General features: G+C 49.4%; 27 protein-coding genes. All 27 read left to right on the forward strand.

The features are described 5' to 3' along the window. The first annotated feature begins 20 nt into the window (after positions 1-20). The 27 genes from rpsS (at position 21) to DWY25_RS11905 (ending at position 14,041) form a co-directional block, all read left to right on the forward strand. The gene (gene rpsS / locus DWY25_RS11775) at positions 21-290 is read left to right on the forward strand and encodes a 30S ribosomal protein S19 (RefSeq protein ID WP_006058569.1); all 270 of its coding nucleotides are present in this window, start codon (positions 21-23) and stop codon (positions 288-290) included. 11 nt (positions 291-301) lie between these two features. Then, entirely contained in the window at positions 302-634 is a 333-nt protein-coding gene (gene rplV / locus DWY25_RS11780; RefSeq protein ID WP_006058570.1) for a 50S ribosomal protein L22, read from the forward strand. Between the two features lie 11 nt (positions 635-645). Beyond that, positions 646-1,443 carry a 30S ribosomal protein S3 gene (rpsC, locus tag DWY25_RS11785; RefSeq protein ID WP_006058571.1) on the forward strand — a complete coding sequence of 266 codons (798 nt, stop codon included), beginning with the start codon at positions 646-648 and terminating at the stop codon, positions 1,441-1,443. Positions 1,444-1,445: 2 nt separating this feature from the next. Then, the gene (gene rplP / locus DWY25_RS11790; RefSeq protein ID WP_006058572.1) at positions 1,446-1,862 is read left to right on the forward strand and encodes a 50S ribosomal protein L16; all 417 of its coding nucleotides are present in this window, start codon (positions 1,446-1,448) and stop codon (positions 1,860-1,862) included. A 3-nt stretch (positions 1,863-1,865) separates the two neighbouring features. Beyond that, a complete protein-coding gene (gene rpmC, locus DWY25_RS11795; protein WP_006058573.1) occupies positions 1,866-2,066 on the forward strand; it encodes a 50S ribosomal protein L29 in 201 nt (66 codons plus the stop codon). Positions 2,067-2,081: 15 nt separating this feature from the next. Then, positions 2,082-2,342, forward strand: coding sequence for a 30S ribosomal protein S17 (rpsQ, locus tag DWY25_RS11800; RefSeq protein WP_181981803.1), 261 nt, complete (start codon positions 2,082-2,084; stop codon positions 2,340-2,342). A 21-nt stretch (positions 2,343-2,363) separates the two neighbouring features. Continuing rightward, positions 2,364-2,732 carry a 50S ribosomal protein L14 gene (gene rplN, locus DWY25_RS11805; RefSeq protein WP_006058575.1) on the forward strand — a complete coding sequence of 123 codons (369 nt, stop codon included), beginning with the start codon at positions 2,364-2,366 and terminating at the stop codon, positions 2,730-2,732. Between the two features lie 13 nt (positions 2,733-2,745). Further along, positions 2,746-3,066: a 50S ribosomal protein L24 gene (rplX, locus tag DWY25_RS11810; RefSeq protein WP_006058576.1), complete on the forward strand. Its 321-nt coding sequence runs from the start codon at positions 2,746-2,748 to the stop codon at positions 3,064-3,066. After that, the gene (gene rplE, locus DWY25_RS11815) at positions 3,066-3,605 is read left to right on the forward strand and encodes a 50S ribosomal protein L5 (protein WP_006058577.1); all 540 of its coding nucleotides are present in this window, start codon (positions 3,066-3,068) and stop codon (positions 3,603-3,605) included. The genes rplX and rplE overlap by 1 nt, the downstream gene beginning before the upstream one ends. A gap of 14 nt (positions 3,606-3,619) precedes the next feature. Continuing rightward, complete coding sequence (locus DWY25_RS11820; protein WP_006058578.1) at positions 3,620-3,805, forward strand: type Z 30S ribosomal protein S14; 186 nt, start codon at positions 3,620-3,622, stop codon at positions 3,803-3,805. A 26-nt stretch (positions 3,806-3,831) separates the two neighbouring features. Further along, positions 3,832-4,233, forward strand: a complete 402-nt coding sequence (gene rpsH, locus DWY25_RS11825; protein WP_039864159.1) for a 30S ribosomal protein S8 — start codon at positions 3,832-3,834, stop codon at positions 4,231-4,233. A gap of 27 nt (positions 4,234-4,260) precedes the next feature. Beyond that, positions 4,261-4,806 carry a 50S ribosomal protein L6 gene (gene rplF / locus DWY25_RS11830; protein ID WP_072685406.1) on the forward strand — a complete coding sequence of 182 codons (546 nt, stop codon included), beginning with the start codon at positions 4,261-4,263 and terminating at the stop codon, positions 4,804-4,806. Between the two features lie 21 nt (positions 4,807-4,827). After that, the gene (gene rplR / locus DWY25_RS11835; RefSeq protein WP_006058581.1) at positions 4,828-5,184 is read left to right on the forward strand and encodes a 50S ribosomal protein L18; all 357 of its coding nucleotides are present in this window, start codon (positions 4,828-4,830) and stop codon (positions 5,182-5,184) included. A 13-nt stretch (positions 5,185-5,197) separates the two neighbouring features. After that, complete coding sequence (gene rpsE, locus DWY25_RS11840) at positions 5,198-5,710, forward strand: 30S ribosomal protein S5 (protein ID WP_006058582.1); 513 nt, start codon at positions 5,198-5,200, stop codon at positions 5,708-5,710. Between the two features lie 21 nt (positions 5,711-5,731). After that, the gene (rplO, locus tag DWY25_RS11845) at positions 5,732-6,172 is read left to right on the forward strand and encodes a 50S ribosomal protein L15 (RefSeq protein WP_006058583.1); all 441 of its coding nucleotides are present in this window, start codon (positions 5,732-5,734) and stop codon (positions 6,170-6,172) included. Position 6,173: 1 nt separating this feature from the next. Next, positions 6,174-7,463 (forward strand): preprotein translocase subunit SecY, encoded by a 1,290-nt coding sequence (secY, locus tag DWY25_RS11850; RefSeq protein ID WP_117895402.1) that lies wholly within the window; start codon positions 6,174-6,176, stop codon positions 7,461-7,463. A 13-nt stretch (positions 7,464-7,476) separates the two neighbouring features. Beyond that, positions 7,477-8,127 carry an adenylate kinase gene (locus DWY25_RS11855; RefSeq protein WP_006058585.1) on the forward strand — a complete coding sequence of 217 codons (651 nt, stop codon included), beginning with the start codon at positions 7,477-7,479 and terminating at the stop codon, positions 8,125-8,127. After that, positions 8,124-8,915, forward strand: a complete 792-nt coding sequence (map, locus tag DWY25_RS11860) for a type I methionyl aminopeptidase (protein WP_006058586.1) — start codon at positions 8,124-8,126, stop codon at positions 8,913-8,915. The genes DWY25_RS11855 and map overlap by 4 nt, the downstream gene beginning before the upstream one ends. Further along, a complete protein-coding gene (gene infA / locus DWY25_RS11865) occupies positions 8,893-9,111 on the forward strand; it encodes a translation initiation factor IF-1 (protein ID WP_006058587.1) in 219 nt (72 codons plus the stop codon). Before map ends, infA begins: the two co-directional genes overlap by 23 nt. Positions 9,112-9,130: 19 nt before the next feature. Continuing rightward, positions 9,131-9,247 carry a 50S ribosomal protein L36 gene (rpmJ, locus tag DWY25_RS11870; protein ID WP_008979808.1) on the forward strand — a complete coding sequence of 39 codons (117 nt, stop codon included), beginning with the start codon at positions 9,131-9,133 and terminating at the stop codon, positions 9,245-9,247. A 16-nt stretch (positions 9,248-9,263) separates the two neighbouring features. After that, the gene (rpsM, locus tag DWY25_RS11875; protein ID WP_006058588.1) at positions 9,264-9,629 is read left to right on the forward strand and encodes a 30S ribosomal protein S13; all 366 of its coding nucleotides are present in this window, start codon (positions 9,264-9,266) and stop codon (positions 9,627-9,629) included. 18 nt (positions 9,630-9,647) lie between these two features. Continuing rightward, a complete protein-coding gene (gene rpsK / locus DWY25_RS11880) occupies positions 9,648-10,040 on the forward strand; it encodes a 30S ribosomal protein S11 (RefSeq protein ID WP_006058589.1) in 393 nt (130 codons plus the stop codon). Positions 10,041-10,066: 26 nt separating this feature from the next. After that, positions 10,067-11,026 (forward strand): DNA-directed RNA polymerase subunit alpha, encoded by a 960-nt coding sequence (locus DWY25_RS11885; RefSeq protein WP_020226066.1) that lies wholly within the window; start codon positions 10,067-10,069, stop codon positions 11,024-11,026. A gap of 24 nt (positions 11,027-11,050) precedes the next feature. Continuing rightward, complete coding sequence (gene rplQ, locus DWY25_RS11890) at positions 11,051-11,413, forward strand: 50S ribosomal protein L17 (RefSeq protein ID WP_006058591.1); 363 nt, start codon at positions 11,051-11,053, stop codon at positions 11,411-11,413. 327 nt (positions 11,414-11,740) lie between these two features. Further along, a complete protein-coding gene (locus DWY25_RS11895) occupies positions 11,741-12,379 on the forward strand; it encodes a TetR/AcrR family transcriptional regulator (RefSeq protein WP_117895403.1) in 639 nt (212 codons plus the stop codon). After that, a complete protein-coding gene (locus tag DWY25_RS11900) occupies positions 12,357-13,247 on the forward strand; it encodes an ABC transporter ATP-binding protein (RefSeq protein ID WP_117895404.1) in 891 nt (296 codons plus the stop codon). Before DWY25_RS11895 ends, DWY25_RS11900 begins: the two co-directional genes overlap by 23 nt. Next, entirely contained in the window at positions 13,244-14,041 is a 798-nt protein-coding gene (locus tag DWY25_RS11905; protein WP_117895405.1) for an ABC transporter permease subunit, read from the forward strand. Before DWY25_RS11900 ends, DWY25_RS11905 begins: the two co-directional genes overlap by 4 nt. Positions 14,042-14,569 lie beyond the last annotated feature (528 nt).

A 14,569-nucleotide genomic window follows, 5' to 3' on the forward strand; every position in this document is an offset into this window, starting at 1 on the left:
ACGAAAGGAAGGAAGCTAAAATGAGTCGTAGTTTGAAAAAAGGACCGTTCTGTGATGACCATTTAATGAAAAAAGTGGAAAAGCTGAACGCGTCAGGCAAGAAAGAAGTCATCAAAACATGGTCTCGCCGTTCCACTATTTTCCCGCAGTTCGTTGAACATACGTTCGCGGTTTACAACGGTAAGGAACATGTCCCTGTCTATGTCACAGAAGATATGGTCGGCCATAAACTTGGCGAATTCGTCCCAACCCGCAAATTCGGCGGTCATGGCGACGACAAGAAAGCGTAGGAGGTGCCACAATGGAAGTCAAAGCAACAGCGAAAACTGTCCGCATCGCCCCTCGCAAAGTCAGACTTGTTCTGGATTTAGTCAGAGGCAAAGATGCGAAGGAAGCAGAAGCGATCCTGAAGTTCACACCGAACCACGCTGCCGAAGCAGTTGGAAAAGTGCTGAAATCAGCGGTTGCCAATGCGGTCAACAATCATCAGCTGGATGAATCAAAATTGTATGTCAAAGCGTGCTATGCCAACGAGGGAATCACCATGAAGCGTTTCATGCCTCGGGCAAAGGGCAACGCCGCTCAGATTTTAAAGCGCACCAGCCACATTACTGTTGTGGTTGAAGAACGGTAGGAGGTACTCTCATGGGTCAGAAAGTTAGTCCAATTGGAATGCGTGTCGGCGTCATCCGCGACTGGGAATCCAGATGGTATGCTGAAAAAGATTACGGCACCCTGTTGATGGAAGACGTCAAAATCCGTGAATTCCTGTTGAAGGAACTGCATGCGGCTTACGTTTCCAGAATCGAAATCGAACGCTCTAAGAACCGTGTTGAGATCATCATCCGTGCCGCTCGCCCGGGCGTGATCATCGGAAGCAACGGTGAAAGCATTGAAATCTTAAAGAAGAAGCTGCAGAAAATGTGCGCTGGCAAGCAGATCCACATCAAAGTGGTCGAAGTTGCCAATCCGGATCTGGATGCACACCTAGTTGCCCGCGCTATCGCTGAGCAGCTGGAACAGCGTGCTTCGTTCAGAACCTGCCAGAAGCGTCAGATTCAGAAGACGATGCGGGCAGGCGCCAAGGGTATCCGTACCCTGGTTTCCGGCCGTTTAGGCGGTGCGGATATCGCGCGCAGCGAAGGCTATTCCGAGGGCGTCGTTCCTCTGCATACGCTGCGTTCGGACATCGACTTCGCGATTGTTGAAGCGATGACGACCTACGGCAAGCTGGGCGTTAAAGTCTGGATCTGCCGCGGTGAGGTTCTGCCGGGCCAGATGGTTCAGGAACCGGAAGCACCGAAGATGCCGCAGGGCCGCGATCGCCGGCGTGGCGGACGGAATGACCGCCGCGGCAACCGGAACAACAATAACAACAGCCGCAATGCCGAAGCTAAAGCAGCTGCGCCAAAGGCGGAAGGAACCGTTGAAGGAGGTAAGTAATCATGTTAATGCCTAATCGAACAAAATATAGAAGACCTCATCGTCAGAGTTACGAAGGTCGCTCTAAGGCCGGACGTGAGATCGTATTCGGTGAATACGGATTAATTGCTTACTCCGGTGCATACGTCAGCAACCGTCAGATCGAGGCGGCGCGTGTCGCCATGACTCGTTACATGAAGCGTGGCGGCCAGGTTTGGATCAAAATCTTCCCACATCTGGCAATTACGAAGAAACCGCTGGAAGTCCGAATGGGTTCCGGTAAAGGCGCACCTGAAGGATGGGTAGCCGTAGTTCAGCCAGGCCGCGTCCTGTTTGAAGTCGGCGGCGTCGATGAAGAAACCGCGCGTGAAGCCCTGCGCTTAGCAGCCCACAAGCTGCCGGTCAAGTGCAAATTCGTGCGCCGAGGCGAGGAGGAATAGGAAATGAACGTTAAGGAAATTCGTGATAAGAGCAATACTGAATTACTTCAGGAAATTGAATCTTTAAAAGAAGAGCTGTTCAACCTGCGTTTCCAGCAAGCTACCGGCCAGCTGGAGAATCCTTCCCGCATGAAGGAAATTCGCAAGACGATCGCTCGCATCAAAACTGTCATCACTGAGCGCGAACTCAGTGAGGCGAAATAAGGAGGATAACTGGTCATGGAAAGATCAAACCGTAAAGTATTACGCGGAAAAGTCGTTTCTGATAAGATGGACAAGACCATTACGGTTGAGGTAGCAACCAGCAAGAGTCATCCGCTTTATTCGAAGCGTATTAAATATTCAAAGAAATTCAAAGCACATGATGAGAACAATGAGGCGAAGCTCGGTGATATCGTAGAAATCATGGAAACTCGTCCGTTATCCGCGACCAAGCGTTTCCGCCTGGTTAAGATCATCGAAAAGGCTGTAATTCTTTAATAGCACAAGGAGGAACTGACAATGATTACGAATGAAAGTAGATTAAATGTCGCGGACAACACCGGTGCTAAGGAATTATTAGTCATCCGTTGCCTGGGCGGCAGCAAGCGCAAAAGAGCGAACATCGGCGATATCATCGTCTGCTCGGTCAAGACAGCAGCTCCTGGCGGAACTGTAAAGAAGGGCGACGTCGTTAAGGCGGTCATCGTCCGGACTCGTTACGGCATCCGTCGTGAGAACGGCAGCTACATCAAGTTTGATGACAATGCAGCCGTTATCATCAAGGACGACAACACACCAAAGGGAACCCGTATTTTCGGGCCTGTTGCAAGAGAACTGCGTGACAAAGACTTCATGAAGATTGTTTCTTTGGCACCAGAAGTTTTATAGGAGGTGGCTTGAGATGAAAATTAAAAAAGGCGATAAAGTAAAAGTCATCACAGGACATTACAAGGGAACGATCGGCGAAGTTCTGGCCGTTATGCCGAAAGAGAACAAAGTCATCGTTGAGGGTGTCAATCTGATGAAGAAGCACCTGAAGCCGACTCAGGCTAACCCGGACGGAGGTATCATTGAAAAGGAAGCTCCGATTCATGTATCCAATGTCATGGCGTATGATTCCAAAGCCAAAACAGCCAGCCGGATCGGCTTTAAGGTCGAAAAGGGCGAAAAGGTCCGCGTATTTAAGAAATCCGGCAACGTCGTCAAGGGAGGTAAGAAATAATGAACCGTCTTGTTGAAAAATACCAGAAGACAGTCATTGAATCTCTGATGAAGCAGTTCAATTACAGCTCTGTCATGCAGTGCCCGAAGATCGAGAAAGTCGTCATCAACATGGGTGTCGGCGATGCGATCGCCAACCCGAAGGCGCTGGACGAAGCGGTTGCCGAACTGACTCAGCTGGCAGGCCAGAAGCCGGTCATCACGAAGGCGAAGAAGTCCATTGCGAACTTCAAACTGCGTGAAGGCATGCCGATCGGCTGCAAGGTCACCCTGCGCGGTGAACACATGTATGAATTCCTGGACAAGCTGTTCAACATTTCCCTGCCGCGTGTCCGCGACTTCCGCGGCGTCAGCACAACGGCGTTCGACGGTCGCGGCAACTACACGCTGGGCGTGAAGGAACAGATCATTTTCCCGGAAATCAACTTTGATAAAGTAAGCAAAGTACGCGGTATGGACATCGTTATCGTAACGACGGCCAATACTGATGAAGAAGCAAAGGCATTGCTGGCAGGTATGGGCATGCCGTTTGCGAAATAAGGAGGACAACAACCATGGCAAAGACATCAATGAAAATTAAGCAGCAGCGTCCTCAGAAGTACAAAGTCAGAGAGTATACGCGCTGCGAACGTTGTGGACGTCCGCACTCTGTCTTAAGCAAGTACAAAGTCTGCCGTATCTGCTTCCGCGAATTAGCCTATAAGGGCCAGATTCCGGGAGTCAAGAAGGCAAGCTGGTAAGGATACGGAAGGAGGAAAAAGCAATGATGAATATGACTGATCCTATCGCAGATATGCTGACCAGAATCCGTAACGGTGTTCAGGCACGCCACGAAGCCGTTGAAATTCCGGCAAGCAAGCAGAAGGTTGAAATTGCGAAGATCCTGAAGAACGAAGGATTTATCCTGAATTACGCAGTCACAGGTGAAACCGCTGCAGAAAAGAAGATCACAGTCACTTTGAAATACGGCCCGAATAACGAAAAGGTTATCAGCGGCATCAAGCGTATCTCGAAGCCAGGCTTACGGGTATACGCCAAGAGCGGCTCGATCCCACGTGTCCTGAACGGTTTAGGCATCGCGATCATCTCTACCTCTCAGGGATTGATGACCGACAAAGAAGCAAGAGCGAAGCATACAGGCGGCGAAGTTATCGCCTACGTATGGTAAGCGTGTTAGAGAAAGGAATAGAAAACAATGTCACGTATCGGTAATAAAACGATTACCATTCCAGCCGGTGTTGAAGTCACGGTTGCGGCTGGCAATGAGGTGACGGTCAAAGGACCTAAGGGTACTTTAACACGTCAGTTTAACGAAAACATGCAGATCGATGTCAACGGCAATGAAATCAAAGTCGTTCGTCCGAACGATGAGAAGCATATCAAACAGCTGCACGGCACAACCCGTGCGCTGCTGCACAACATGGTCGTCGGCGTTTCTGAGGGCTTCACCCGTGAACTGGAAGTTGTCGGTATCGGCTTCCGTGCCGCTGTCAGCGGCAACAAGCTGACACTGAACGTCGGCTTCTCTCACCCGGTTGAATTCGAGGTTGAGGAAGGCCTGAAAGTTGAGTGCCCGTCCGCAACTGAAATTAAAGTTTCCGGCATCGACAAGCAGCGCGTCGGCGAATTCGCTGCGGTCGTCCGGGCAACAAAGAAACCTGAACCTTACAAGGGTAAAGGTATTCGCTATAAAGGCGAACATGTCCGTCGTAAAGAAGGCAAGACGGCTGGTAAGAAATAGTGGGAAAGGAGAGAGTGAACAATGCTTAAGAAAGTATCTAAAAATGATGAAAGAATTCGTCGTCACATTCGTGTCCGTACAAAGATCAGCGGAACTCCGGAACGCCCACGCCTGAACGTCTTCCGTTCTAACAGCCACATCCACTGCCAGATCATCGACGATGTTAACGGCACGACGTTGGTTGCCTGCAGCAGCGTGGATCTGAAGCTGGAAAACGGCGGAAATATCGAAGCCGCAAAAACTGTCGGAACTGAACTGGCAAAGCGCGCTTTAGCTAAGAACATCACTAATGTTGTATTTGACCGTGGAGGTTATGTTTATCACGGACGTGTCCAGGCCCTGGCCGAAGCTGCCAGAGAGGCCGGACTGAAATTCTAGGAGGGCTCGCTGAATGGAACGTAAACCAAGAAGAGTTGAACGCGATAAAGAATTTGAAGAACGCGTTGTTGTCATCAACCGTGTAACCAAGGTTGTTAAAGGTGGACGTCGTTTCCGCTTTGCCGCCCTGGTTGTCATTGGTGACAAAAAAGGCCGCGTAGGCTACGGCACAGGAAAGGCTAACGAAGTTCCTGATGCAATTAAGAAGGCCAGTGAAAATGCCAAGAAGAATCTGTTCAGAGTTCCTCTGGTAAACAATGGCTCCACGATCCCACATGCTGTCACCGGCGTTTACGGCGCAGGTGAAGTGTTCCTGAAACCGGCTGCAGAAGGTACCGGCGTTATCGCCGGCGGCGCTGTCCGTGCGGTTCTGGAACTGGCAGGCGTCAGCGACGTTCTGTCCAAGTGCATCGGTTCCCGCACTCCGATCAACATGGTTCATGCCACAGTTGCCGGTCTGAAAGAACTGAAAACGATCGAAAGCGTTAGCAAACTGCGTGAGAAGAAGCCGCAGGAAATTCGCTAAGTTAGACGGGAGGCAGCTTAAATGAAATTAAACGAACTGAAATACACAGAAGGTGCACGTCGTAACTCCAAGAGAATCGGCCGCGGCCATGGCTCCGGATGGGGCAAAACTGCAGGTAAGGGTTCCAAGGGCCAGAACGCTCGTTCCGGCGGCGGAGTCGCACTGGGCTTTGAAGGCGGTCAGACACCGATCTGGCGTCGTCTGCCGAAGCGTGGATTCACCAACTTCACCCGTAAGGAATACTCGATCGTCAACGTCGAACTGCTGAACCGGTTCGAGGACGGCGCAGAGATTACTCCGGAACTGTTAAAGCAGGCGGGTTTAGTCCGCAAGGAACTGGACGGCGTGAAGATCCTGGGCGTCGGCGAACTCGAAAAGAAGCTGACGGTCAAAGCCAATAAATTTTCCAAATCAGCAGTAGAAGCAATTGAAAAAGCAGGCGGAAAAGTAGAGGTGATCTAACATGATCCAGACCTTTACCAGCCTGTTCAAGAATAAAGAAATCCGGTCTAAGATTATCTTTACTCTGGCCATGCTGTTCATCTACCGACTCGGATCCGGCATTCCGGTTCCGGGCGTAGATGCGACGGCGCTGACCGCCGGCATCGCTGATAATTCCATTCTGGGAATGATGAACCTGCTGGGCGGCGGCGCGTTACAGCGTCTGTCGGTCTTCGCCTTGGGCGTTACCCCGTACATCACCGCTTCGATCATCATCCAGCTGATGTCGATGGACGTCATTCCGGCACTGACGGAAATGGCGAAATCCGGTCAGCAGGGTCGCATGAAAATGGATAAGATCACACGATATATGGGTGTGGTCTTAGCGTTTATTCAGGCCTTTACGATGGTCTACGCGTTTGACAAGAGCTATGGAATCCTCTCCGGCGCCGGCGTTTCCACTTACTTGTATGTGGCGACGGTGCTGACGGCGGGCACCATGTTCCTGTTGTGGGTCGGCGACCAGATCTCAACGAAGGGCATTGGAAACGGCGTTTCCATCATCATCTTCGCGGGGATCGTCGCGAACATTCCGTTCCAGTTCATCCAGGTCTTCAACACCCTGGTTGACACGACGAACAACACGGCGATGTTCAACGGCATCCTGACGTTCATGCTGTATGTATTAATGTATCTCTTGATCATCGTGCTGGTTGTCTTCATGCAGCTGGCAACACGGAAGATCCCGGTACAGTACACATCCAGTTCCATGACCAAAGGCCGCAACGATATGACCTACTTACCGTTGAAAATCAACTCCGCCAGCGTTATCCCGGTTATCTTCGCTTCGGCGATCATGACGGCGCCGCTGACGATCATGAGCTTCTTTGAAGCCAACAGCTTCACAACCACTCTGAATAACATCCTTTCGCTGCAGAAGCCGTTAGGCCTTTGCATCTATGCGGTATTGATCGTTCTGTTTACCTTCTTCTACACCAATTTACAGGTGGATCCGGAGAAGATTGCAGAAAATCTCGGCAAGTCCGGAACGTATATTCCTGGCATCCGCCCGGGTACAGAAACCAAGGAGTACTTATCCAAGGTGCTGAACCGGATCACGGTGCTGGGCGCGATCTTCCTCGTGTTTATCGCGCTGCTTCCGTATGTGCTGCCGATGGTGACAAGCCTGCCGTCCTCGGTTTCAATGGGCGGAACCGGAATCATCATCGTCGTCGGCGTTGCCATGGAAACGATGAGCCAGCTGAAAGGTCAGCTGACCCAGAAATCGTACCGCGGTTTTATTCAAAAATAAGAGGTGAGTGAGAATGAACATTCTGATCATGGGACCTGCCGGAAGCGGCAAGGGGACAATGTCGGCAAAAATTCTTGAAAGCTTCAATATTCCGCATATCTCCACCGGAGATATGTTCCGCGCCAACATCAAAGAAGGCACAGAGCTGGGTAAAAAAGCGCAGGAATACATGAATGCCGGCAAGCTCGTACCGGATGAAATTACGGTCGCAATGGTCGCAGATCGGCTGAAACAGCCGGACTGTCAAGCTGGATATCTGTTGGATGGCTATCCAAGAACGCTGGTTCAGGCAAAATTTTTCGAAAATTTATCAAAAGAAATTGCCAAACCGGTGGAAGTTGTTATAAACTTAGTAGTGGAGTTTGAAGCTCTGGCCGATCGCATCACGGGCCGCCGCATGTGTAAGAACTGCGGTGCGATCTATCATGTCCGCAACCACCCAAGTCAGGTGGACGGTATTTGTGATGTCTGCGGTTCTCCGCTCATTCAGCGTGCTGATGATACAGAGGAACAACTTCGTGTTCGTCTTGACGAGCATGAAAAGAATACCAAGCCGGTTCTTGATTACTACCGTGAAAAAGGACTGGTCGTCGACATCAATGCCACGCGCTCGATTGACGAAGTGTGGAACGATGTCGCCGCGGCATTGGAGAACGTGAAATGATCTCTGCCAAGTCGCCGCGAGAAATCGCAACGATGAAGCAAGCCGGAAAGATCGTAGCGCTGGCCCGCGCGGCTGTGGCGGCTGCGATCGCTCCGGGAGTAACTACTAAACAGCTGGACAGGATCGCCGAACGGGTGATCCGGCAACAGGGAGCCTCACCGTCCTTTAAAGGGTACGGGGGCTTTCCTGCGTCTATCTGTACTTCGATCAATTCAGTGCTGGTTCATGGGATTCCGGATCAGACTGCGTTGAAAGACGGAGATCTCATTTCCATTGACATCGGAGCTTGTTATAAAGGCTATCATGGGGACGCCGCGTGGACGTTCGCCGTCGGCCGCGTCAGCGAGGAAGCGGTGCGATTGATGGAAGTTACGCGCCAATCTCTTTTTATAGGTTTAGAACAGGCAAAACCTGGGAATCGTTTAAGTGATATTTCGCACGCGATCGGCGATTTTGTCGAAGCGCACGGATATTCAGTGCCAATCGATTATACAGGTCATGGAATCGGCACGCACCTGCACGAAGAACCTGCGATTCCGAATTTTGGTTCGCCGGGCAAAGGCATTCTGTTAAAGGAAGGCATGACGTTCGCAATCGAACCGATGGTTCACGCAGGCAAGCCGCACACACGGGTGTTGGCTGATGACTGGACAGTCGTTACCAAAGACGGCTCTCTGGCAGCACATTACGAACATACCATTGTCATCACGCATGACGGGTATGAAATTCTGACAATCAATCCAGATGAGGAGGAAGATTCAGTTTATGGGCAAACAGGATGTCATTGAAATTGACGGGATAGTAGAAGACACACTTCCCAATGCGATGTTTAAGGTGAAGCTCGCCAACGGTCACACCATTTTAGCTCACGTTTCTGGTAAAATCCGTATGCATTACATTCGCATTTTACCGGGAGATCGGGTTACCGTTGAAATTTCACCGTATGATTTAACACGTGGGCGTATTACATTTAGACACAAATAGTCTACAGGAGGAAAAACGCATGAAAGTAAGACCATCTGTCAAACCAATATGCGATAAGTGCCGCATCATCAAGCGCAAAGGCCGCGTTATGGTTATTTGTGAAAACCCTAAGCACAAGCAGCGTCAAGGAAACTAGGAGGAATTAGAGAGATATGGCTCGTATTGCAGGAATCGATATCCCACGTGACAAGCACGTCGTGGTATCCTTAACTTATATCTACGGAATCGGCAGCTCCACAGCGAAGACCATTCTGAAGAAATGCGGAATCAGCGAAGATATCCGTGTTAAAGATCTGACTGACGAACAGGTCAACGCAATCCGTCAGGAAGTTGACCAGATTAAAGTTGAAGGCGATCTGCGCCGTGAAACCCAGCTGAACATCAAGCGTTTGATGGAAATCGGCTGCTACCGCGGTGTTCGTCATCGTAAAGGACTGCCTGTCCGCGGACAGCGCACCAAGACCAACGCACGTACACGCAAAGGACCGCGTCGTACAGTAGCGAATAAGAAGAAATAAGCGGGAGGATAGTAGTCAATGGCAAAAGTGAAACAGACAAGCCGCAAGCGTCGTGTCCGCAAGAATGTCGCTCGGGGCGTTGCACATATTCATTCAACATTTAACAATACAATCGTAACGATTACTGATGAAAGCGGAAATGCCATCGCATGGTCCAGTGCTGGCGCATTAGGCTTCAAGGGTTCTCGTAAATCTACACCGTTTGCCGCTCAGATGGCAGGCGAAGCTGCCGGCAAGGCTGCTGTCGATCACGGCATGAAGGTTGTCGAAGTTAACGTTAAGGGTCCGGGACCTGGACGTGAAGCGGCTGTCCGTTCTTTACAGACGGCTGGCTTGGAAATCACAGTCATCAACGACGTTACTCCGATTCCGCACAATGGATGCCGTCCACCGAAGCGGCCACGTGGTTAATAACCTAATTGAGGAGGGAAATGGTTATGCAAAAATTTGAACGCGCAAAGTTTGAAGTCAAAGAATATGTTGAATCTGACCATTATGGAAAATTCGTTGTAGAACCTCTTGAAAGAGGGTTCGGCACTACCCTTGGTAATGCCCTCAGACGTGTTTTACTCTCCTCTTTACCGGGAGCTGCGGTTTACTCGATTAAGGTCGAAGGTGTTTACCATGAGTTTACATCCATTCCTGGCGTTGAAGAAGACGTCACGATGATGATTCTGAACATCAAGAATCTGATCATGAAGATTGATGATGATGAATCCTATACCTTAAGAATTGCCGCAAAAGGCCCAATGACCGTGACCGCGGGCGATATTATCTGCCCGACGGGTGTGGAAGTATTGAACAAAGATCTGGAAATCGCGCACCTGGAAGAAGGCGCCACGCTGGAAATGGAGCTTAAGGCCCGCAATGGCCGCGGCTACATCAGCGCTGATGGCAACAAAGCCTTGTACCAGGGATCTTCTCAGGGGATTGGAACGGTATATACCGATTCCATCTATACCCCGATCGACCGTATTTCGTACAATGTGGAACCGACCCGTGTCGGCCAGGATGCGAAATACGACCGCCTGATTTTTGAAATCTGGACGAACGGTTCGATTACGCCGCAGATGTCGCTGGCGCTGGGCTCCAAGATTCTGATCGATCATCTCGATCTCTTGACCCATGTCAATGAATCCGTAGCGGATATGGAATCCGTCATGAAGGATGTCAACGGCGAATCGCCGAAGAACATGCAGTCCATGGCGATCGAAGATCTGGATCTGTCTGTCCGTTCTTACAACTGTTTGAAACGGGCCGGTATCCAGACGGTCGAAGAACTGACTCAGCGTTCTGAAGAAGAAATGATGAGAGTCCGGAATCTGGGTAAAAAATCGTTAAAAGAAGTCAAAGACAAGATTTACGAATTGGGTCTGAGCTTCAAATCATACGACTAATCGCAAGTAAAGGAGGAACCCCCTATGTGGAATCGTAAATTAGGACGCACTGCTGACCACCGGAAAGCGATGCTTCGCAATATGGCTACCAGCCTGATCCTGAACGGCAAAATTGAAACAACTGAAATGAAGGCGAAAGAACTGCGCTCCGTTGTCGACGAACTGATCACGTTGGCTAAGCGCGGGGATCTGCATGCCCGCCGTCAGGCTGCCGCTTACATCCGTAACGTTGTTGCGGACGAAAAGACAGGCGAAACAGTACTGAAGAAGCTGTTTGACGAAATCGGTCCGAAATATGCCGACCGCAACGGCGGATATACCCGCGTCTTAAAGACCGGCTTCCGTCGCGGTGACAGCGCACCGATGGCAATCATCGAACTGGTTTAATTATTGAATGAGAAGCATGGCTCCGGCTGTGCTTTTTTCTTTTTCTTCTGAACTGCAGGGAATACACCTGCCTGATTGAAAAACTCGCGGCTGCCAAGTTGTCCCAAATGCTGTGAAATCGCTCTTAGAGGCTGTTTACGGGCGAATTTGAGTCCGATTAGGGATTACTCGATGGATAAGAATAGAAATGCCGCAGCAATGTTAAGATGCGCTGCTTCTTTGGCAAGAAATTCATGTTCATCTGATGATTTCCTGGGGGTTGTAATGCTGAGTCAATCCCCTATAATAAAAATTGTAGACTGACCTGGTCAGTCAGGAGGAATTCTCATGAACGAGAAGTTCTATGAACTGCCGCCGGAAAAGCAGCAGCGGATTATCAACGCTGGATTGGAAGTATTCGGCGCTCATGATTATCCGCAGGCATCGACGGATGATATTACGGCTAAGGCTGAGATCTCCAAGGGGTTACTATTCTATTACTTTAAAAATAAGAAGGAATTCTATCTGTTTCTGTTTGATTACTGCTGCGAATTCTTCCGCTCGCAGGTAGTCACTGAGGATTTCATAAAGATCACCGATTTCTTTGACCTGATGGAATATGCTGCGCGGATCAAATATTCGGTTATCCTGCAATATCCTTATATGATGAACTTTGTGATGAAAGCATATTATTCACGCCGTGAAGAAGTCAGCGAGGCGATGAAAACCCGGATTGCGTCACCCCTGGGTGAAATCTATACAGTGTATTTCAAAAATATTGATTTTTCCCGGTTTAAACCCAATGTGGATCCCCAGCAGCTGCTGCAGATGCTGACGTGGATGGCGGAAGGGTATATCCAGGATAAGCTGAGGCAATCAGAAACGTTGAATATCGACGAATTGATGCAGGATTTTCATTCCTGGCAGGAAATGTTCCGTAAAATCGCATATAAGGAGGAAGACGATGAAAACGATGATGAAGGTTAAAAATATAACCAAGGACTACGGCCATCAACGCGGCGTGTTCGATCTGAGCTTCAATGTGGAAGCAGGCGAAGTCATGGGCTTTCTCGGCCCGAACGGCGCTGGGAAGACAACGACAATCCGCACATTAATGGGGTTTATTCAACCCGATCGCGGGCGTGTCAGTATAAAAGGCCATGATTGTTTCCGTAATGCCGCGCAGATCCAGAAAGATGTCGGCTATCTGCCGGGCGAGATCGCGTTTATGGATGATATGGACGGCATGGAGTTTATCAAATTCATCGCCGCGATGAAAAAAATGTCGAATCTAAGGAAAGCCCAGGAACTATTGGACTATTTTGAGTTGGAGCCCAAGGGCCGGATTAAGAAAATGTCCAAGGGCATGAAACAGAAGATCGGTCTGGTCTGCGCGTTGATGAATGAGCCGGAGATCCTGATTTTAGACGAACCGACCAGCGGTCTTGATCCGCTGATGCAAAAAAAGTTTATTGACAAAATCAAGGAAGAAAAACAAAAAGGAACAACGATTTTGATGTCGTCCCATTTGTTTGAAGAAGTCGAACAGACCTGCGACCGTGTTGTCATCATTAAGGAAGGCCGTCAGATTGCGGTGGAAAAGATGGATGTGCTGAATCAAAATCATCAGCGGACACTGACGCTGACTTTCCGTTATCCCGCGGAAGCTGCGGATTTTGCGTCGCGGTTAAAAAAAGCCGCGCTGCATGACAACCAGGTTACGCTGCAAACGGCCGGCGCTCTGGATCCCCTATTGAAACTGGCCGCGCGCTATGAAATCGTTGATCTGGAAATCCGGCGGCAAACGCTGGAGGAATTATTTCTGCATTATTATGGGAAGGAGCAAGCTGTATGAGTCTGCCGTTACTGCGCCGCGAACTGCGCGCCAATTATAAAATGATTTTGTTGTTTCTGGCGGTGATTACCCTGTACAGCACGGTGATTATCGCCATGTATGATCCCAAGCTGGGAGCGAGTCTGGATCTGATGGCAGAAAGCATGCCGGAATTGTTCGCAGCGTTTGGGATGACGAATGCTGGGGCAACCATGCTGGATTTTGTCGCTAATTATTTATATGGATTCATCCTGATCGCAATTCCAATGCTGTGCCTGGTTCTGATCGCGGTGCGTCTGGTCGCGCGCTATGTTGATCAAGGTTCAATGGCCTATCTGCTGGCAACGCCCAATACCCGCAGTACGATTGTTATAACACAACTGTTTTTTATTCTTCTGTGTACGTTTTTCCTTGTTGGCTATGCCACGGCTTTGGGTCTGATTGCCAGTCATTTGTTATTTCCCGGTGAATTGGATGTGTTCAATTACCTGCGGATGAATGTCGGGCTGTTGTGTCTGCATCTGTTCCTTGGCGGTTTGTGTTTCTTCTTCTCGTGTCTGTTCTCAGAACAGAAAAAAGCTTACGGCTGTGCCGGCGGCTGTCTGATCGCTTTTTTGCTGATCCAGATGCTTTCCCAGGTCTCCGATCAGCTTGACGGATTGAAGCTGTTAACGCCGCTGACCTTGTTTCAGGCTAAAGAGTTGGCAGCGGGCAGGAATGAAGCTTTGTTGATGGCCGCGGTTCTGGCAGGGCTTGGAGTTATTTTTTATCTGGCCGCGGTCTGGATTTTCCGCCGGCGTGATCTGTCGCTGTGAGTCAGCCTTTGTGCTGATTCACTTTTTTTTCGCCAGCGTGAAGAAAAATGATGTTTATAATCATGGCTGTTCAATATAGGTAAAACCCTCTTTCTTCTAAAGCGGAGGACAGCTTTGTCAGGCATTTGTGGACTGTCAGAGCAGCGATGAGGATAATCCTAAGATAGTTGAGATGGCAGGTAAAGTAGAAAGGGATTGAAGCAATGGTGAATAATTCAATTAATTTATATCTTCTGTCGCCGAATGCAGGTGAAAGAATACTGAGTTCTCGCATGAAAAATGAAGAAAATTCAAATTTCATTTATAGTTGTGTTAACAAACAGGGGCGAAAAACATCGTTCAATAATGCAAAAACCCTTTAGTTAAAGGGGGAAAAGAAAATGCTGCGAAAAAAAAGAAAAAAATTTAAAAAAACTCTTGCCAAATGCTTGCCTACGGGATATAATGACTAAGCTGACTCGGTGAGAGTCAAGCACATCGATCTTTGAAAACTAAACAGGAAGAAAAGCACAAATACAACGTCAATTC

It is taken from the genome of Holdemania filiformis (assembly GCF_003459085.1).
Lineage (GTDB): Bacteria > Bacillota_I > Bacilli_A > Erysipelotrichales > Erysipelotrichaceae > Holdemania > Holdemania filiformis.